Origin of the sequence: Ruminococcus sp. 1001136sp1 (genome assembly GCF_039841815.1) — a bacterium.
Taxonomy (GTDB): domain Bacteria; phylum Bacillota; class Clostridia; order Lachnospirales; family Lachnospiraceae; genus Blautia_A; species Blautia_A faecis.
Genome location: NZ_JBDPGY010000008.1, coordinates 127275 through 146687, shown reverse-complemented (window position 1 = coordinate 146687; position 19413 = coordinate 127275). Strand labels below are relative to the sequence as shown.

Sequence of the window (19413 nt, the reverse complement as noted above, 5' to 3'; positions counted from 1 at the left end):
TTTCTAACACAATTCTGTAGAATAAACAAAGGTTAGAAAATACTAATAAAAGTTAAACAAGGAGGAAGAGGATGGCTGACAAAAAGTTATTAAGAAAAATTGCTCCGATCATTATGAGTGCAGCTGTAGCGATGACCAGTTCACCGGTTGGAGTTATGGCAGAGGACTTTACTTCTGGAGAAGCAGCTGTTGAGGTATCTGAGGAGACTGCATATGGTTCTGATGAGATTTCAGACGACTATGACGAATCATCAGAGGCTGACGATTCAGCAGATTTTGGTACAGACACAGAGGATGGTTTTGAATCTGGAGAAGCCGCAGAAGAGGAGTCTGGATTTGAGGACGGCGAAACCGGAGACACAGAAGATGCTTTTTTAGCAAACACTGAGGGCGAAACCAACAATGAAGCGGGAGCTGTGAAAACAGTGGAGGATGGTCAGATCGTACTGATGAACATTCCCTATGAAGCTTTTTACAGATCTGAGTTGAAAAACAATGATGTAAAAGTAGATGCATTTACATCCGCGACGAAAGCAAAAACAAAGATGAGCGGCGTGATGAATGGAAATGCTGCTTATCATACAAGCGCGGAAGGAAATGAACTTGCAGGTGTTACTTTTCCGGTAAAAGTGAATAAAGCTTCTGATTTGGAAAATTTTAAACAGATTACAGACAGCACTACTATAGAGATTACTACGAACATGAAAGGCCAGGTAAGTACTAATACATATACTGGTGCAGCGGCTCTTATTGAACAGCCAAGCTATACTTATTATGTTCCGGCAGAAACTCCTGCATATTACAAGGAAATGAGCGTAGATGAGAACGAAAATATTTCTTTTGGCGCTGTTCAGGGAATGTCCGAACAGAATGTTAGTGTGAATGCTGAATTAAAGCTTAATTCCAAATATGGAGATTATCAGCTTGAGCTGGATGAGACAGCAGTAAAGGCAGTAGTAAATGCATCTAATGGTGATAAGATTTATGGTGTAATCATCAATACAACAGACGGAACCACTTATGCACTCCGTCATCTTGAGAATATCTGGAAAGGAAAAGAACTTGCATGGAGCACCGGCTTTACAACAGAATCTCACGGTTGCCCAATAAGCTCTGACCACTACAAATCCATGATGGGAAAAACTATTTCCAGCGTAACGTACTATACGGATAAGGGGGAAATTAATTTTGATATTCCAGATACTTATGTTCCGGTAAAAACAGGTGTCAGTGCAACCGTTGACAACATCAAGGTAACAGATGCAGAGGTTAAAGTTGAATTATCTGAAGCACTTCCATCTGATTATTCAAAGAAATATGCAGTTGATGATGTGGAAGCAGCGACAACAGAGACAGGAGTAAAGGTTACAAATCTTACACCTGGAACACATACTCTGACAATTTCCGATGCAAATGGAAAATATGCTCCTGTCAGCGCTACTTTTACAGCAACAACAGATACTGTAATGGCTTCCTATGATGAGTATGAAGGAAAACTGGTTGCTGCGGCAGATATTACCGCTGAGCAGTTTGTTGCATTTACCAAAACAGTTTCAAAAGTAAAAATTGGTGACCAAGAGTATGCTGCAAGCGGAAAAGGTGCTGTGAAGATTGTTCAGGAGGATGGAACTCTTGATTATTCTAAAACAGCTGTAAACGATGGAGATACAGTAGTTGTAAGTGCTGCCGGATACCCAGATGTAACATTTGTTTACAACGAAAACGTATATGTATACGCAGGTCTTACATGGGCTGAGTACTGGGCTTCCGAGGATGTATACAATGCAGGCTCCACAGCTTCTTCTGAAGAAAAAGACAGAAGAGGTGAGTCAGACCTTGGAGCATTTGATGCTGTAACAAGAGCAACTGCAAACCATGGCCTTCACAGAGGAAGCTTCCAGGCAATCGCGGTTCTTAATGGAAAAACAGTTTCCCACTGGAGCGCAGACGGAAAAACAGTTTATTATGCCGATGGAACATCAGAAGTATTTAACCGGAACAATGTAACCGGATATACCGTAACTGGCCTGAAATATGTACCGGTTGAGATTAAGAGAGCTGACCTTGCTGCTTTTGCAGAAAGCCATGCAATTGTAAAAAATGGCGGACAGCTGATCGGCGGTTATGGCGAGAAAGAACTGAAATCCTATGAAGCCGTTGCAAATGTAACTGCAAATACAAATGGTTTGAAAAAAGCTACAAAAGCTGAAGATGGAAGCTTTGTAATCGGAGCAAGACAGAACGGAACTGAGTCTGGTATCAAAGATGCAGAGCTGAAAGTGGCAGACGGAATTACAGCAACTGTAAAGCCTGGAAATGGTTCCTATGGTGAGTTCCTGAGAGTTGACCTGACTGGAAACTATGGCGATCTTGGTGCACATATGCAGTCTGTTGAGTGGGCATATTATGGAAATGATTCCACTTATACAAACAGACTTGCAAACTATGGAACAAAATTTGCAGCTGATAACTGGATGCATAAAATGATGGGTATCCAGCTTGGCCTTACAGAATCAGGAAGATGCAAGCTTCCGGAAGGAACAGACGGAACTGGTTACTGGATCCTTACTGTTCATGCCCTTGGATACCAGGATTACGTTGTAAAATTCCAGGCAACAGCTGAGAATATTGCGAAACCTGCAGGTGATGCAGATTCCACACCACTGAAAAACATTATCGCAGAAGCAAAAGCCCTGAACGAGGCTGATTATACTCCGGAGAGCTGGGCTGCTGCAAAAGACAGCATTGCAAATGAGCTTGAAGAGTGTGAGGAAATGCTTGCAAATATTAAGAATCAGACAACTTATGGCGTAGAAGAGCAGATCGGACATTTAAGAGAAGCTCTTAACATGCTTGTAAAAGCTCCGTCTCCAACTGCAACGCCGGCACAGCCGACTGCAACACCAGTCCCGGCAAAGCCGACCGCAACACCGACCCCGGCACAGCCAACTGTAGCACCTACACAGCCAACTGCAACTCCGGCACCGACTGCAGCACCGGCCAAAGGAATTACAGCAACTGCAAAAGCTTCCACAATTTACACCAAAGGAAAAACCTCTACAACCATTACGGTTGTAAAAAATGATGTAACTGGAAAAGTTAAATTTACATCCAGCAACAAGAAAGTAGCGACTGTTACCTCCAAAGGCGTTGTAAAAGCGAAAAAAGCGGGAAAGACAACCATTACTGTAAAGGTTGGAAATTACACTAAGAAAGTAGTAATCCAGGTTAAGAAACCTTCTCTGAAGCTTGCAAAATCTTCTGCAACAATCAAGAAAGGCAAAACAGTAAAAATCAAAGCAACCGCAACACCATCCAGAAAAGTAACATACAAGTCCAGCAACAAGAAAGTAGCGACTGTTACTGCAAAAGGTGTTGTAAAAGGTAAGAAGAAAGGTACTGCAACCATCACTGTTACAAGTAATGGGGTATCTAAGAAATTCAAAGTAAAAGTAAAATAATTGGTAACCATTCAGAAGGTACTGAACAGTTACAATAATTGTTACAAAGTTTTTACTGGTAACAAATAAGACTTGTGTGAAACAAGGCAAAGGAACGGGGGCCGTTTTTAACAGCCCCTGCTTTTGCTTGTAAAAAGAAACTTATTTTGCTACATATTTTAACAGGAGACAGCATGAAAAAACGAGACAGTGATAAGAATCCTTTTGAAAAAAAGAATCTGGTGAAACTTGCTCCAGCAGCAGTGGTTATTGCGGCTGTGGCTGCAGCAGGTGCTCAGGCTGGCAGCAGTGGAAAAGAAGTGACTGCTGAAACCAGAGAGGTTGTAAAATCCCAGGATCTGGAATCGCTTCTGAAAACAGCCTATTCCTATGAGGCAGCAGATGACGAGGCAAAAGAGGAGAGTCTGCTGAAAGCAGGCAAAAATACATCATCATCTTCAAAGAAAAAAAATTCCAAAATTTCAAAGAAAAAAAGTGGTATAAAAAAAGGAAGCTCAAAGACCCTTCCAGTAAAAACGGCTGCATCTTCAGGGGTAGGTCAGGGCTCCACCACTACACCAACTACAGAAGTTCCGGAAGGCGGCTATAAAGATGGAACTTATCAGGGCAGCGGTACTGGCTTTGGAGGAACGATTACCGTACAGGTAACTGTATCAGGTGGGAAAATCACAGCTGTTGATATATTGAGTGCCTCTGGAGAAACAGGCTCTTATTTTGCCTCCGCACAGGGCGTTGTAAGTAAGGTTTTATCAAGCCAGTCCCCGAATGTGGATGCAGTCAGTGGTGCAACTTATTCCTCAAACGGAATTATCCAGGCAGTACAGAACGCCCTTTCACAGGCGGGAAACAGTGATTCTGCCACACCGGCTGCCACACCAACTCCAACGCCAAAACCTGCAAAGAAACCGAAGAAGGATACTTCTGTCAGCTATAAAGATGGCGTATATGAGGGACAGGCAGAAGGCTTTGATGGAACCGTAACGGTAAAGGTTACAATAAAAAATGGAAAAATCAAAAAAATAAGCAACACAAATACAGATACACCTGAATTTTTTAATAAAGCATGGAAAACAATCAAGTCCAATGTGATTTCCAGACAGAGTACTTCTGAAATTGATACTGTAAGTGGTGCAACATTTTCTTCCAATGGAATTCTCGGAGCTTTATCCCAGGCTCTTTCAAAGGCTGATCAATCAGGAACTACAGACTCAAAGGAAGAAGATATAACTCCAACACCGACTGCTGTACCTGATGAAACTGTAACACCAATTCCAACGGAGCTTCCACAGCCTACCAAGACTCCGGATAATCCGTCAGATGAGCAGCCGGTTGTAAATCTTTTGAAAGATGGCACCTATACAGGGGCTGCAATGGGATATTCCGGACAGGTCAACATAACACTGACAATTAAAGATGGAAAAATTACGGAAGTAACCAATACAAACTCAGATACCCGAAGCTTTTTCAATAAGGCATGGAGATCCATACAGCCTAAAATACTGGAAAAGCAGAGTACAGAAGGAATTGACACTGTAAGTGGTGCAACATTTTCTTCTATGGGAATTCTGGATGCGTCCAAAATAGCATTGGAGCAGGCAAAAAATACAGAGGTACAGCCTTCAGTAACGCCAGAGCCCACTGAGGCGCCGGATTCCACCGAGAAGCCAGAACCCACAAATACGCCAAAGCCGACTTCTGTTCCGGAACCAACGACTGCACCGGAGCCTACAGCTGTACCAGAGCCTACTGAAACGCCAGCGCCAACTTCTGCACCGGAACCGACGGATACACCGGAGAATTCTGTGACGCCGGAACCGACAGCTGCGCCAGAACCCACGCCTGTGCCTGCTGGTGTATATACAGATGGAACCTACACTGGCATTGGAGAAGGCAATGACGGACCAGACAGTGTACAGGTTACCGTAACAATATCCGGAGGACAGATTGTGGGAGCAACTTATTTTTCCTATGATGATGAAGAATATGCAGATACAGCCTGGGAGGGAATTCTTGGACAGGTTATGGGAAAGCAGTCCGCAGACAGTGTAGATACAGTATCTGGATGCACATATTCCTCCCAGGGATTTATTCAGGCATTTAGAAATGCATTAAATCAGGCAAAAGGAGCATAACCCATGAAATACCAGAGTTTTATTATGAGAGTTTTATGTCTGCTTCTGATCGTTGGTGCCGTCCTTGGTTACAACTCCATGCAGAAAAAAGACAGTGATACCGAAAAAGACCAGCAGATCGCCAGTCTGACAATCAGAGTGGAGGCCTTGGAAAAACAGCAGGATGAGATATTAAGTGCCCTTGAAGAGGCTGCAAAAGCGCAGGAAGAGGCGAAGAAAAAGGCAGAAGAGGAAGCGAAGAATCAGAAAGCCCAGACGGAAGAAGCGGCTTCCGGGGATGCTTCCGAGGACGCGAAAAAAGATGACAAGAATACAGATGAGACAGAGGCTGAGGACGCTTCTTCTGAGGAAGAAAATGAAGATCTTGTCTACAAAAACGGAACCTACACAGGAGACGGCCAGGGCTTTGGCGGCAATATCCAGGTTCAGGTTACACTTGAAAATGACACGATTACAGACATTCAGGTGGTAAGTGCACCAGGCGAAGACTCTGCATACCTTTCCCAGGGACAGGGCGTGATCAGTACCATTCTGGCTGCCCAGAGTACAGATGTTGACACCATTTCCGGAGCAACCTTCAGTTCCACTGGAATTATCAACGCTGTAAATGATGCACTTGGAAAGGCGGAAAATCAATGAAAAAGAGACAGAGAAAAATCCGGCTGATCCGTGCCGGCATCCAGCTTCTGTTTTTCATTTTTGCTCCGGCACTTTTTTCCACAGCATTCGCAGGCGTGAAGTCCGTTTTTCAGGCAATCGCAGCACATCAGGCAATCAGCTGGAATTCCTTTCTGGATGTGACTGCCGTGCTGCTGGTGGTAACCTGCCTGTTCGGACGGCATTTCTGCGGATATGCCTGCGCATTTGGTTCCCTTGGGGATGCATTGTACGAGCTGACTGTGTTTATCCGCCAGAAGGTTTTTCATAAAAAAGGCCGTCACGGATACTCAGAAAAAGCCATCCGCATTTTGCAGAAGGTGAAATATATCTGGCTTCTGGTGCTTCTTGTATCTATCCTTACCGGCTGGTACAGCAAGCTTCAGGGCATGAGCCCCTGGGATGTGTTTTCCATGCTCACCGCTGGCAGACTTCCCGGTGCTGCCTACAAGGTGGGGATTGTGCTGCTGATTCTGCTCATGATCGGAATGTGCACTCAGGAAAGATTTTTCTGCCAGTTCCTCTGCCCAATGGGCGCAATTTTTGCTATAATGCCTATAGCGCCCTCTGCGCTGTTCAACCGTGACAAAGGCACCTGTCCGGCGAAATGCGGAGCCTGCAAAAAGCGCTGTCCTGCTCATCTGGACATTGACGGTGATACCCCTCTCTCAGGAGAATGTATCTGCTGCCACGCCTGCCAGGGAATCTGCCCGAAGAGGAACATCCGGATCGGGATTCCGAAGGCGAAAGATGAGAGCCTTTTTTAAACACGAGCTGGGAAAAGATGGGCGAACGCTATTGGAAAATAAGAGAAAATAAAATCAGAAAGAACAGGATATGAGTAAAAAAAGAAGTAAAGTAAGATTTCAGAATGAAGTCGATTTAATTAAGGTACATTATAAAAAGCAGTCCAGAGGTCAATCACTTACCTGCTTGGATATGTTTAATGGGAGAAGGCATTTGAGAAAGAGAAGTGCGGCAGGAATCCTCTGCGGCAGCCTGCTTCTCACTGTCATTTCCGCTACAGTACTGGGAAAAACAACTACAGTTGTTTATGCATCTGACATAGAAAAATACACCAACGCAGATTTCGCAATGGACACGGTAGTTTCCGAAACCCTTTATACCTCAGGCGAGGACATCAACACTCAGATTGGCGAAAAGCTCCGCGAAATGGAAACCACCCTCCTTTCCTGGACAGAGGAAAACTCCCAGATTTCCCAGCTGAACAATGCTGAGGGCAAGACCATGGAAGTCTCTGATGATCTTGCCGCCGACCTTGAGAAAATCCGCCAACTGTCCCAGGATTCCGACGGTGCTTTTGACCCCACCCTTGGAAAGATCATTCGCCTGTGGAACATTGACGGCGAGAATCCTCATGTCCCGGACCAGTCCGAAATTGACACTCTTCTTCCCGAAGTGGGCTACGAGAAAATTCAGGTGGACGGAAACAATGTAACCCTTCTTGATGGCTGTACCCTGGATCTTGGTGCCGTTGGAAAAGGCATGGGCTGTGATTTGATCATGGATTACCTGCAAACCCAGCCAGACGTTTTCGGTATGATTCTGAACCTTGGTGGCAGCAGTGTCATGACCTACGGCGAAAAGCCCGACGGCTCCTCCTGGAAAGTAGCCCTCACCGATCCCCGTGACACGGAAGGCGGCTATCTTGGAGCCATTACCCTGGACGCCAACCAGTTCCTTTCCACCTCCGGCGACTACGAAAAATACTTCATAGAAGATGGAATCCGCTACCACCACATCCTGGATCCAAAGACCGGCTATCCTGTACAGAATGGTCTCACCTCCGTCACCATCGTCTGCGACCAGGGTTACCTGGCCGACGGCCTCTCCACCGCCTGCTTCGTCCTGGGTATGAACGCGGCCAAACCTCTTTTAGAGAAATATGATGCAGAAGCCGTATTCGTAGATGAAGACAAAAATGTGTATGTAACAAGTGGATTGATGGATAAATTCGAATTAATGAAAGACGGATACACAGTAAACGAAGCATAAGTTGTCCATGATAGATTCGTAGAAAATGATAGCTTACGGAATAACGAAAAGAGCTCCAGAGAATAGTCAAAAACTATCGCCAGGAGCTCTTTTTCAGCCCAGATGCGTACGGTGGTAACATCTCACGGAATTCTCTTAAGAATTTCCTTCGTCAGCACTCCAATCAGCAGTCCTGTAATCACTCCTGACACCATCAGCGCCGGAGCATAATAATACAACAGTCCCACCGTATGCGTTGCCGGAATCGCCACCAGCAGCTGACCGATGTTATGGGAAACGCCACCAGCCACACTTACACCCAGCTGCCCGAATCCAATCTTATTTTTCACAAAAACCATCACAATCAAACTAAGGGTCGCCCCCGCCAGGCTATACATAATACTGGAGCCGCTTCCAAACATAAAACCGATAATAAAAATTCTCACAATGGAAACCAGCGCCGCTTCTTTCCACGTATACCTCTCCAGCACAAAAAGCACCGCCAGATTTGCAAGCCCTAGTTTCATTCCCGGAATTCCCGCAAAAAACGGAATCAACGATTCCACATACCCGAAAATAATGGCAATGGCTGCAAACAGCCCAAGATACGCTGTCTTTTTCTGATTCATCACTTACACCACTGCGTCAAATCCACTTTCGGAATCCTGTGAATCTGAATCGCCCTCTCCCTGAATGACTACTCTGTTTGGCAGGCACACAATATATCCGCCTGCACTGCCCACTGCCGGCTGCTTCATGCAAAGATGATCCGGGCAGTCCGCCTCTGTCATCTTTACCTCGCCGTCCTTAATTTCACACACATTGGTATCCCCAATCTGGATCACCTGATCCTCCGCCAGTGAATAAGTCCCATAAAGTTCCCCATCCACCGTAATCTGGATCGACCCATGAGTTCCATGTGGAACCGCATAAACAAAAATACAAAGCACCACTGAAATAACCAATAGTGCACCAATAAATACCGCTTCTTTCTTCTTCAAAAATGATACCTCTTCATTAATAGCTTTAACCAAAATCATCATATCATAGAACCATGTTCCACAAACGAACCATTAGTTTATGATATAAGAAATACAGAGATTTTTCAACCTATTCTAAAATCCATTTTTGAGAAAAAATCGCAACAGAGAGAATGACTGTTATTCACAGAGGAAACGGTAACGGGTGGCTGTTCCTTTCCACACCGCTTTTTATTGTAATTTCCCACGGAATATGCTATTGTATAGTTTGAAAGTCTGTGTGCCGTGCGGATCGCGGGAATGATTTTTCAAACACGTTCCAGGCCGGCGGCATTGTTGAAGAAATGTAACGATTCAGAAAACACTGGACAGTTACACAGAAATATTAGAAAGAAGGTGAAGCTATGGTTGAATTAGACCAGTTCAAGAGCATTCTTGCAACATACACAGAACCATTAGTGGAAGTGAGGGATTCACTTTGACCTGGCTAACAAAGAAAAGCGGGTTGAAGAATTAGAGCGTGAAATGGAAGCGCCTGATTTCTGGGACAATGCAGAAATATCCCAGAAGAAAATGAAAGAATTAAAGAGCATGAAGGACGACATGGAAACCTATCAGAATCTGGTAACCCAGAAAGAAGATATGGAGACCCTGATCGAGATGAGCTATGAGGAAAATGATCCGTCCATGATCGAAGAAATCCAGGAAATGCTGGATGAGTTCCAGGCACAGTTTGACAGTATCCGTGTGAAGACACTTCTTTCAGGAGAGTATGACGGCGAGAATGCCATTATCAAACTGAATGCAGGAGCTGGTGGAACAGAAGCCTGCGACTGGTGCAGTATGCTGTATCGTATGTATACACGCTGGGCTGAGCGCAAGGGCTTTTCAATTGAAGTTCTGGACTATCTGGACGGCGATGAAGCTGGTATCAAATCTGTTACCTTCCAGGTAAACGGAGAGAACGCATACGGACTTCTGAAGTCTGAGAAAGGTGTTCACCGTCTGGTACGTATTTCCCCGTTCAATGCGGCTGGAAAGCGCCAGACCTCTTTCGTATCCTGCGATGTAATGCCGGATATTGAGAAAGATCTGGACGTAGAAGTCAATGATGAGGACATCCGTATTGATACCTACCGAAGCAGTGGTGCCGGCGGACAGCATATCAACAAGACCTCATCCGCTATCCGTATCACTCATTTTCCAACAGGAATCGTGGTACAGTGTCAGAATGAGCGTTCCCAGCATATGAATAAAGATAAGGCTATGCAGATGCTGAAGGCGAAGTTATATCTTCTGAAACAGCAGGAGGCAGAAGCCAAGCTTTCCGGAATCCGAGGTGAAGTAACGGATATCGGCTGGGGCAACCAGATCCGTTCCTACGTTATGCAGCCATATACCATGGTCAAAGATCACCGTACCAATGAAGAAACCGGAAATGTAGATGCAGTTATGGATGGTGCCATTGATATCTTTATTAATGCATATTTGAAATGGATCGCACTTGCGAAGAGACCTGCAGAACAGCAATAAAAGCATGCTGCTGTTCACGAAGGGAACGGTACCAGTTTCCGGATTATGTCTGGATACAGCGGCTGTAATGGCAGAGATTTGCAGGGCGCAGTGAAAGTGGAAGGAAATGCAGGATGCCAAAGACAACAGATAAGAATAAATATTTTGTAGTAAAAGAGCGGGCTGTGCCAGAGGTGCTTCTGAATGTAGTTGCAGCGAAGAAGCTTCTGGAATCAAAGCGGGCAGCTACGGTTCAGGAAGCTGCAGACGCTGTGGGAATCAGCCGAAGCTCTTTCTATAAATATAAAGATGATATTTTTCCCTTCCACGAGGAAGCCAAGGGAAAGACCATCACATTTATTATACAGATGGATGATGAGCCGGGAATTTTATCCAATGTTCTTCGGGCTATTGCAGAAAACCATGGCAATATTCTGACCATACATCAGAGTATTCCCATCAGTGGTATTGCCACTCTTACCTTAAGTGTGCAGATCCTTCAGGGAGAAGGGGATGCTGAGGCAATGGTGGATGACATTGAACAGATGGAAGGAATCCATTATTTAAAAATTTTAGGCAGGGAGTAACGGACAGATGATAAATATTGCAGTGTTAGGATATGGCACAGTTGGAAGCGGTGTAGTAGAAGTCATCCGCACCAATCATGAATTGATTAACAAAAGAGCCGGGGAAGAGATTAAGATCAAATATGTACTGGATCTTCGTGAGTTCCCTGGAGATCCGGTAGAAGAGATTCTTGTTCATGACTTTGAGCAGATCGTAAACGATCCGGAAGCTAAAATTGTAGTAGAAGTAATGGGAGGAACCGGTGCTGCCTATACTTTTACAAAAAGAGCACTTGAAGCCGGCAAGAGTGTGTGTACCTCAAATAAAGCTCTGGTTGCCAAATACGGTCCTGAGCTTATGAAAATTGCAAAAGAGAAAAAGATCAACTTCCTTTTCGAGGCAAGCTGCGGCGGTGGAATCCCGATCATTCGTGCCATCAACGGTTCTCTTACCGCAGATGAGATCGATGAGGTCAGCGGAATTCTGAACGGAACTACCAACTATATGCTGGATAAGATGATCACAGAAGGCGCTGATTTCAATACTGTTCTGAAAGAGGCTCAGGAAAAAGGCTACGCAGAGGCTGATCCTACCGCTGACGTGGAAGGACAGGACGCATGCCGTAAGATTGCCATTCTTTCCTCTCTGGCATATGGAAAATTCCTGAATTTTGAAAATGTTTATACAGAAGGAATTACAAAGATCACACCAGAGGATATGGAATACGCAAGAGAAATGGGCAGAAGCATCAAGCTTCTTGGCACAAGCAAGAAATTGGGAGACGATTCCTTCTACGCACTTGTAGCACCTTTCCTTGTAGGACAGGAGAATCCTCTTTATGGCGTAAAGGGAGTGTTCAACAGTATTTTTGTACATGGAAACATGCTTGGCGATGCCATGTTCTATGGAAGCGGAGCCGGCAAGCTTCCTACTGCAAGTGCAGTTGTAGCAGACGTTGTGGAGGCTGCAAAGCATCTTCATGATACGATTCCGAATAACTGGAGCAATGAAGAGATGACCCTGATGGAGCCGGATTCTGTAGAAGGCCGTTTCTTTGTACGTGTGAAGGATACTTCCCTGGATGAAGTGGATAAGGCTTTTGGTAAGGTTGAGGCTGTGATCGAGCCGGATTCCCTTCCGGAAGAATTTGGTTTTATTACCAGACTTATGACACAGGGCGAGTACAAAGAGCGTGTGAAAGCGCTTGGAGAGAATGTTCTGGGCATGATCCGCGTGAAAGACTGATAACATGAATCCGCAGTTATTCAGGTAATGGGCAGTTGCTCGAAACTGTCTGTATGCGCAGATAAAAATAAAACTGACAGCGTGAAAGGAAAAACTATGCTGATAGTTAAGAAATTCGGCGGTACTTCCGTTGGGGACAAACAGAGAATGTATAATGTTGCCAACCGTTGTATCGAAGAATATAAAAAAGGAAATGACGTGGTGGTGGTTTTGTCCGCCATGGGAAAATATACAGATGAGCTGATCCGTATGGCTCATGATATGGACGACAAGCCTCCGAAGCGTGAGATGGATATGCTCCTTACCATCGGTGAGCAGATGTCCGTATCCCTGATGGCAATGGTAATGCACAAGCTGGGCGTTCCGGCGGTTTCCCTGAATGCCTTTCAGGTGACCATGCATACCACAAGCAGCCATCAGAATGCAAGATTAAAAAGAATCGATACAGAGCGTATTCGCCGGGAGCTGGATGCCCACAGGATCGTAATTGTTACCGGATTCCAGGGCGTAGATAAATACGATGATTACACCACTCTGGGACGAGGCGGCTCTGATACCACTGCAGTGGCACTGGCAGCAGCACTTCATGCAGATGCCTGTGAGATCTATACAGATGTGGACGGCGTTTACACAGCCGACCCGCGTAAGGTTCCAAATGCCAGAAAGCTGAAAGAAATCACATACGATGAGATGCTGGATCTGGCAACGTCAGGAGCGGGTGTACTTCACAACCGTTCTGTGGAAATGGCGAAGAAATACGGAGTGCCCCTTGTGGTCCGCTCCAGCCTGAATAACAGTGAAGGAACGGTAGTGAAGGAGGTAGTTAGCGTGGAAAGAATGCTGATCAGCGGTGTTGCGCTGGATACAGATGCTGTAAGAATTGCAGTGCTGGGACTTCGTGATGTGCCAGGTGTTGCATTTAAGGTGTTTGATACCCTTGCAAAGAAGAATATTAATGTAGATGTTATTCTGCAGTCTATCGGACGTGCAGGAACAAAGGACATCTCTTTTACAGTAAATAAGGATGATCTGGATGAAGCAGTTGCTACTCTGGAGGAGCACCAGGAACGGCTTGGATTTAAGGAGCTTCATTCCGAACGCAATATCGCCAAGCTTTCCATTGTTGGTTCCGGTATGCTCAGCAATCCTGGCGTGGCTGCCAAGATGTTTGAGAGCCTTTACAATGAAGGGGTAAACATTAATATGATCTCCACATCTGAAATCCGTATTACCGTCCTCATCAATGAAAAAGACGGAATCCGGGCTATGAATGCAGTACACGATGCTTTCGGCCTTGCCGACTGATCGAATATAAATTCTAAGGAGGAATTTCTGTATGAAAAGAAAAGTATTGGGAGTGCTTTTTACAGCAATGTGCCTGTGTGCGGTTCCGTCCGCGGCTTATGCAGAGGCACAGGAAGCCGAAACTACAGAGGCAGCAGGAGAGGCTGCTGATGAGCCTGAGGCTGGTGCAGAAACGGTTACAGAGCTGTCCGACAGCCTGTACGATTTTCAGGTGAAGATCGGGGATAAGGTTTACCAGTTCCCTATGTATTACCAGGATTTTGCAGCAGACTGGACACTTGGCAAGAACGAGGACCCGGAGATGGGCGTTGGAACCAATTCCTATGGTTCCATCAGTTTTTACAAAGGGGACGACCGCGTTTCCGTAGATGTGATCAATCTTGGAATCAACCAGTTGCCATTAAACCAGTGTTTGGTGGCGGGAATTGATATTGATGCAAGCTATGATTTTGATGTGGCGGCTACTCCTGTAGAACTGCCTGGCGGAATCGTAATGGGAAAATCCAATTTTGATGATATCAAAGCTGCTTATGGTGATCCAAGCGATACTTACGAGGGAGACCTGTATACCAAGTATTCCTACTCGAAAGATTATTACGAGGAAGTTCATTTCTATGTATATAAGGATGACAATACTCTGAAGCAGGTAGATATGCGTAACTTCGTAGAGCCAGAAGGATATGACAAGGGAAGTGTAAGCGAGGAAGTTCCGGAAATCGTATCTTCCTATACCGCTCCTACTGAGCTGGGAGATGATCTGCTGGCTCCACAGTTGGAATTCTGCGGAGATCTTTATTCCCTTCCGGCTCCGGTGTCTGCATTCCTTGAGAATGGCTGGGAGCTTCAGAATGTGGAAGATGGCGCTTATGTGGCTGGCCGGGATCTGGAATTTGTAGACATGATGAAGAATAACCAGAGTGTGCATTTCAGTGTTTACAATTTTACCCAGGATGCAACTGCCATCGAGAACTGTTTTGTACGGGAGCTTGAGGTAGGCAATTACGACAGTGATGCTCTTACCCTTACTCTTTCCGGTGGATTTACCCTGGGTGCGAAGAAGGCGGACCTGATCGCAGCTGCAGAGGAAAAAGGCTATTCGTGTGATGAGGACGGAGATTACCTGAATATTTATAAGACTGCAGATACCAAGATTGACAACCGGGCACAGTTCTGGTTTAACAAGGATGAGGATCCGGATACAGTGGCAAGTGTTGCGTACAGAAATGAAATTCTTCCAGAATAAGGGAGAACCCGATCTGGAGGTTTTACAAAATTAGTAACAGGAGGGAAATATGAGCAACTATGTGATCAGCTGTTGTTCCACAGCGGACCTTACGAAAGAACATTTTGAGAAAAGAAATATTTCCTATATCTGCTTTCATTATGAATTAAATGGAAAAGAATATGCAGATGATCTGGGACAGTCCATGCCTTTTGATGTGTTTTATAAAGCCATGCAGGATGGGGCATCTACCAAGACTTCCCAGGTAAACGCAGATGAGTTTGAAGAGTATTTTGAAGGATTTCTGAAACAGGGCAAGGATGTGCTTCACGTCTGCCTTTCTTCCGGGATTTCCGGTGTTATAAATTCAGCCAACGTTGCAAAAGCGGAGCTGGAGGAAAAATACCCGGATCGTAAGATTCTGGTTGTGGATTCTCTGGGCGCGTCTTCAGGATATGGTCTTTTTATGGATAAACTTGCTGACCTCCGGGATGAGGGTAAATCCATCGGGGAAGTTCATGCCTGGGCAGAAGAACACAAGCTGAACCTGCATCACTGGTTCTTTTCCACAGACCTTACGTTCTATATCAGAGGAGGCCGTATTTCCAAGGCCAGCGGCTTTTTCGGCACTATGCTGAATATTTGTCCGCTTCTGAATATGGATGATCAGGGAAAACTGATCCCAAGATTTAAGATCCGTACCAAGAAAAAGGTGATCCGGGCTATTGTAGACAAAATGGAAGAGTACGCCGAGGGCGGACTTGACTATAGTGGGAAATGTTATATTTCCCAGTCCGCATGTATAGAGGATGCCAGGGAAGTGGCAAGGCTGGTGGAAGAGCGTTTCCCGAAATTAAATGGGAAGGTTGAGATCAACAACATCGGAACCACCATCGGGAGTCATACAGGTCCTGGTACGGTAGCGGTGTTTTTCTGGGGAAGTAAGAGGACGGCGTAGTTATAAAAAAATTACAGATGTCAGATGGGAAAATGCTATATTAGGAACAGCTGGCATGGTTTAATGGAGCAAAAGTGAAAACAGCGAAATGGTGCTGCAATATATCTGGCCGGGATGTATCAGAATCCCGGCCTGCTGTTTCACTGCAAAGGAGAATGATGATTATGAAAAAAAGAAGTACGAAGGAAATCAAACTGCAGGCCAAAAAGTCATTGCAGGGACATGTTGGAACTGTGATCCTTGGGCTTCTGGCAGTGTATGGTCTGAATACCTTAGGAACAATCCTTTCTACCAATTTGTTTTCTGGCACATCCGCGCTGGATCTGGTTCTCAGCGAAATATTTATGCTGGTGGTGTCACTGATCGTGGGAATCATTTCTGCTGGTCTGGGGTATATGCTTTTGAATATTTCCCGGGAAAAGGAGTTTTCTCTGGGAGATCTTGGCTACTTTTTCAAAAACCAGCCAGACAGGGTGATCGTTGCAGGCTTTGTGCTTGCGATGATCCAGCTGATCACAGCAATCCCTTACTATTATGTGAGCTTTACTACAGACCCTGGACTGACTGTGGATTCCCAGATTAAGTGGCTTTCTATGACACTGGGGCTTCTGGCAGTAAGCACATTGCTGAATTTTCTTATTTCTCTTCCATTTGCCATGACCTATTTTCTCATGGCTGACGACACAGAGCTTGGAGGACTCCAGGCATTGAAAGAGAGTGCCAGATTGATGAAGGGGAACCTCTGGAGATATGTGAAGCTGAATCTGAGCTTTGTCCCGCTTTTGTTATTATCTGTGTTCACATTCTATATTGCACTTTTCTGGATCATGCCTTATATGGAAATGTCTATGGTGGCATTTTACAGGGATCTGGATGGAGAACTGGACTACAGACTGCCGGGAAATGAAGGGTTTGGAAGCTTTCATAACTGGACTAATGATTCTGGAGATGGATATGATACAGAAAATAACGACGGTTACAGAAATGACAGTGAGGATGATTATAATTCAGAAGCATGAAAGCACTGACCGTTGTAAGTGTACCAGATATGGAAAATGGCAGTTGCGAGGCAGCTGACTTTTCCATATGGTGATGTCGCCGGAGACGACTGATCCGTTTAGAAATACAAGCAACAAGAGGAGATTGAAAAAATGGATATTTTACAGGCAATCACCCAGGAACTTGGGGTGCAGAAATGGCAGGTAGAAGCTGCTGTTAAATTGATCGATGAGGGAAACACCATCCCTTTTATTTCACGATATAGAAAAGAAGCTACCGGAACCTTAAATGATGAGCAGCTTCGTAACCTGAACGAAAGACTGACTTATCTTCGAAATCTGGAAGACAAGAAGAATCAGGTTCTTTCCAGCATTGAGGATCAGGGAAAACTGACAGAAGAGCTGAAAGCACAGATCCTGGCAGCACAGACACTGGTAGTAGTAGAGGATCTTTACCGCCCATACCGTCCGAAGAGACGTACCAGGGCAACAATTGCCAAGGAAAAAGGTCTGGAGCCGCTGGCAAATATTATTATGCTTCAGATGACTAGCAAGTCCATCGAGGAAGAAGCAGAAGCCTTTGTTTCCGAGGAAAAAGAGGTTGCTTCTGTGGCAGATGCCATTGCTGGTGCAAAGGACATTATTGCAGAGCACATTTCCGATGAGGCAGATTATCGAATCCACATCCGTGATCTTACTGCAAAAAAAGGAACTATCAGTTCTACGGCAAAAGATCCGGAGGCACAGTCTGTATATGAGATGTATTATGAGTTTGAAGAGCCGGTGAAGAAGCTGGCTGGACATCGTGTGCTGGCGCTGAACCGTGGTGAGAAAGAGAAATTCCTCACTATCAAGGTAGCTGCACCAGAAGAAGATATTCTCCGTTACCTTGAGAAGCAGGTGATCACCCGCGACAATCCATTTACTACACCGATTCTGAAAGAAGTGACAGAGGACAGTTACAAGCGTCTGATCGCTCCTGCAATCGAGCGCGAGATCAGAAGTGACCTGACTGAGAAGGCAGAGGACGGAGCTATCAAAGTATTTGGAAAAAATCTGGAGCAGCTTCTCATGCAGCCTCCAATCGCCGGACAGACTGTCCTTGGATGGGATCCGGCTTTCCGTACAGGCTGTAAGCTGGCTGTTGTAGATCCTACTGGAAAAGTTCTGGATACCACAGTTGTTTATCCAACTGCCCCTACTAACGAGAAGAAGATTCGCGCTGCGAAGGATACGGTAGAAGCTATGATCAAGAAGTATGGCATTTCCCTGATTTCTGTTGGAAATGGTACTGCTTCCAGAGAGTCTGAGCAGGTGATTGTTGATATGCTGAAGGAGATTCCGGAAGCGAAGGTTCAGTATGTAATTACAAATGAGGCGGGTGCTTCTGTTTACTCTGCAAGCAAGCTTGCTACAGATGAATTCCCTAATTTTGATGTAGGACAGAGAAGTGCCACATCCATTGCAAGACGTGTGCAGGATCCGTTGGCTGAGCTGGTTAAGATCGATCCGAAATCCATTGGTGTAGGGCAGTATCAGCATGATATGAACCAGAAGAAGCTTGGCGAGGCTCTGACAGGTGTGGTTGAGGATTCTGTAAATAAAGTAGGTGTGGATTTAAATACTGCTTCGGCTTCCCTTCTTGAGTATATTTCCGGTGTTTCCAAGGCTATTGCGAAGAACATTGTAGTTTACCGTGAGGAGAATGGCCGTTTCACAAGCCGAAAAGATCTTCTGAAGGTTGCGAAGCTTGGTCCGAAAGCATTCGAGCAATGTGCTGGTTTCATGCGTATTACAGGCGGCTCCAATCCTCTCGACGCGACAAGCGTTCACCCGGAGAGCTATGAGGCGGCTTCCAGGCTTCTTGAGAAACTGGGATATTCCGCTGAGGATATTGCAGGAGGCAAGCTTGCCGGACTTTCCAGACAGATCAGGGATTACAAGAAGACTGCAGATGAACTGGAAATTGGAGAGATTACTCTTCGGGATATTGTAAAAGAGCTGGAGAAACCGGCACGAGATCCGCGTGATGAGATGCCGAAGCCGATTCTCCGCACAGACGTACTGGATATTAAGGATCTGAAAGAGGGTATGATCCTGAAAGGAACTGTCCGCAACGTAATCGATTTCGGAGCTTTCGTTGATATCGGAGTTCATCAGGACGGACTTGTTCATATTTCCCAGATGAGTGAAAAATTTATCAAACATCCGTTGGAAGCTGTAAGCGTCGGAGATGTTGTGGAGGTTCGTGTTCTCGGTGTGGATGAGAAGAAGAACCGGATCAGCCTTTCTATGAAGGGATTAAATAAATAAAGAGAAGAGGGAAAACATTATTTCTCTTCTCTTGCCATTGCCTTGTAGAAAGCCTTTTTCAAACACGC

The 19413-nt window shown here is 45.3% G+C and carries 15 protein-coding genes; 13 read left to right on the top strand and 2 right to left on the bottom strand.

Annotation, left to right across the window (positions count from 1 at the left end; translation table 11 throughout):
* Nucleotides 1-71 precede the first annotated feature (71 nt).
* From ABHC48_RS08980 to ABHC48_RS08960, 5 genes are all read left to right on the top strand, one after another.
* Complete coding sequence (locus ABHC48_RS08980) at nt 72-3461, top strand: penicillin-binding Tp47 domain C-containing protein (RefSeq protein ID WP_243284517.1); 3390 nt, start codon at nt 72-74, stop codon at nt 3459-3461.
* A 173-nt stretch (nt 3462-3634) separates the two neighbouring features.
* The gene (locus ABHC48_RS08975; protein WP_195699576.1) at nt 3635-5593 is read left to right on the top strand and encodes an FMN-binding protein; all 1959 of its coding nucleotides are present in this window, start codon (nt 3635-3637) and stop codon (nt 5591-5593) included.
* Between the two features lie 3 nt (nt 5594-5596).
* Complete coding sequence (locus ABHC48_RS08970; RefSeq protein ID WP_195699575.1) at nt 5597-6232, top strand: FMN-binding protein; 636 nt, start codon at nt 5597-5599, stop codon at nt 6230-6232.
* Entirely contained in the window at nt 6229-7017 is a 789-nt protein-coding gene (locus ABHC48_RS08965) for a 4Fe-4S binding protein (RefSeq protein ID WP_195699574.1), read from the top strand. Before ABHC48_RS08970 ends, ABHC48_RS08965 begins: the two co-directional genes overlap by 4 nt.
* A gap of 193 nt (nt 7018-7210) precedes the next feature.
* A complete protein-coding gene (locus ABHC48_RS08960; RefSeq protein ID WP_272067044.1) occupies nt 7211-8266 on the top strand; it encodes an FAD:protein FMN transferase in 1056 nt (351 codons plus the stop codon).
* 122 nt (nt 8267-8388) lie between these two features.
* Here the strand turns inward: ABHC48_RS08960 and ABHC48_RS08955 are convergent, their stop codons facing one another.
* Together ABHC48_RS08955 and ABHC48_RS08950 are read right to left on the bottom strand one after the other, a co-directional pair.
* Nucleotides 8389-8874 carry a Gx transporter family protein gene (locus ABHC48_RS08955; RefSeq protein WP_173771552.1) on the bottom strand — a complete coding sequence of 162 codons (486 nt, stop codon included), beginning with the start codon at nt 8872-8874 and terminating at the stop codon, nt 8389-8391.
* 3 nt (nt 8875-8877) lie between these two features.
* Nucleotides 8878-9246, bottom strand: a complete 369-nt coding sequence (locus ABHC48_RS08950) for a NusG domain II-containing protein (protein ID WP_226815079.1) — start codon at nt 9244-9246, stop codon at nt 8878-8880.
* A 383-nt stretch (nt 9247-9629) separates the two neighbouring features.
* On the opposite strand from ABHC48_RS08950, the gene prfB reads away from it, so the two are divergent.
* From prfB to ABHC48_RS08910, 8 genes are all read left to right on the top strand, one after another.
* Nucleotides 9630-10758, top strand: a protein-coding gene (gene prfB / locus ABHC48_RS08945) for a peptide chain release factor 2 (protein WP_173773538.1) whose coding sequence is annotated in 2 segments (ribosomal slippage) — nt 9630-9704 and nt 9706-10758 — 1128 coding nt in all. Because the reading frame shifts where the segments join, the coding sequence is not laid out codon by codon here.
* 113 nt (nt 10759-10871) lie between these two features.
* Nucleotides 10872-11324: an ACT domain-containing protein gene (locus tag ABHC48_RS08940; RefSeq protein WP_118580364.1), complete on the top strand. Its 453-nt coding sequence runs from the start codon at nt 10872-10874 to the stop codon at nt 11322-11324.
* Nucleotides 11325-11331: 7 nt separating this feature from the next.
* Entirely contained in the window at nt 11332-12549 is a 1218-nt protein-coding gene (locus ABHC48_RS08935; RefSeq protein ID WP_195699573.1) for a homoserine dehydrogenase, read from the top strand.
* 96 nt (nt 12550-12645) lie between these two features.
* Complete coding sequence (locus tag ABHC48_RS08930) at nt 12646-13854, top strand: aspartate kinase (protein ID WP_195699572.1); 1209 nt, start codon at nt 12646-12648, stop codon at nt 13852-13854.
* 31 nt (nt 13855-13885) lie between these two features.
* On the top strand, nt 13886-15097 hold the full coding sequence (locus tag ABHC48_RS08925; RefSeq protein ID WP_118580370.1) for a hypothetical protein: 1212 nt from the start codon (nt 13886-13888) through the stop codon (nt 15095-15097).
* Nucleotides 15098-15146: 49 nt separating this feature from the next.
* Nucleotides 15147-16034, top strand: coding sequence for a DegV family protein (locus ABHC48_RS08920; RefSeq protein WP_118580373.1), 888 nt, complete (start codon nt 15147-15149; stop codon nt 16032-16034).
* Nucleotides 16035-16198: 164 nt separating this feature from the next.
* Entirely contained in the window at nt 16199-17053 is an 855-nt protein-coding gene (locus ABHC48_RS08915) for a DUF975 family protein (protein ID WP_195699571.1), read from the top strand.
* Nucleotides 17054-17185: 132 nt separating this feature from the next.
* A complete protein-coding gene (locus ABHC48_RS08910) occupies nt 17186-19345 on the top strand; it encodes a Tex family protein (RefSeq protein ID WP_195699570.1) in 2160 nt (719 codons plus the stop codon).
* Nucleotides 19346-19413: the final 68 nt, after the last annotated feature.

Coding starts and splice junctions, on each gene's coding strand:
- ABHC48_RS08930 (WP_195699572.1), top strand. CDS start 12,646: ATGCTGATAGTTAAGAAATTCGGCGGTACTTCCGTTGGGGACAAACAG.
- ABHC48_RS08955 (WP_173771552.1), bottom strand. CDS start 8,874: ATGAATCAGAAAAAGACAGCGTATCTTGGGCTGTTTGCAGCCATTGCC.
- ABHC48_RS08920 (WP_118580373.1), top strand. CDS start 15,147: ATGAGCAACTATGTGATCAGCTGTTGTTCCACAGCGGACCTTACGAAA.
- ABHC48_RS08940 (WP_118580364.1), top strand. CDS start 10,872: ATGCCAAAGACAACAGATAAGAATAAATATTTTGTAGTAAAAGAGCGG.
- ABHC48_RS08910 (WP_195699570.1), top strand. CDS start 17,186: ATGGATATTTTACAGGCAATCACCCAGGAACTTGGGGTGCAGAAATGG.
- ABHC48_RS08935 (WP_195699573.1), top strand. CDS start 11,332: ATGATAAATATTGCAGTGTTAGGATATGGCACAGTTGGAAGCGGTGTA.
- ABHC48_RS08915 (WP_195699571.1), top strand. CDS start 16,199: ATGAAAAAAAGAAGTACGAAGGAAATCAAACTGCAGGCCAAAAAGTCA.
- ABHC48_RS08975 (WP_195699576.1), top strand. CDS start 3,635: ATGAAAAAACGAGACAGTGATAAGAATCCTTTTGAAAAAAAGAATCTG.
- ABHC48_RS08970 (WP_195699575.1), top strand. CDS start 5,597: ATGAAATACCAGAGTTTTATTATGAGAGTTTTATGTCTGCTTCTGATC.
- ABHC48_RS08925 (WP_118580370.1), top strand. CDS start 13,886: ATGAAAAGAAAAGTATTGGGAGTGCTTTTTACAGCAATGTGCCTGTGT.
- ABHC48_RS08980 (WP_243284517.1), top strand. CDS start 72: ATGGCTGACAAAAAGTTATTAAGAAAAATTGCTCCGATCATTATGAGT.
- ABHC48_RS08965 (WP_195699574.1), top strand. CDS start 6,229: ATGAAAAAGAGACAGAGAAAAATCCGGCTGATCCGTGCCGGCATCCAG.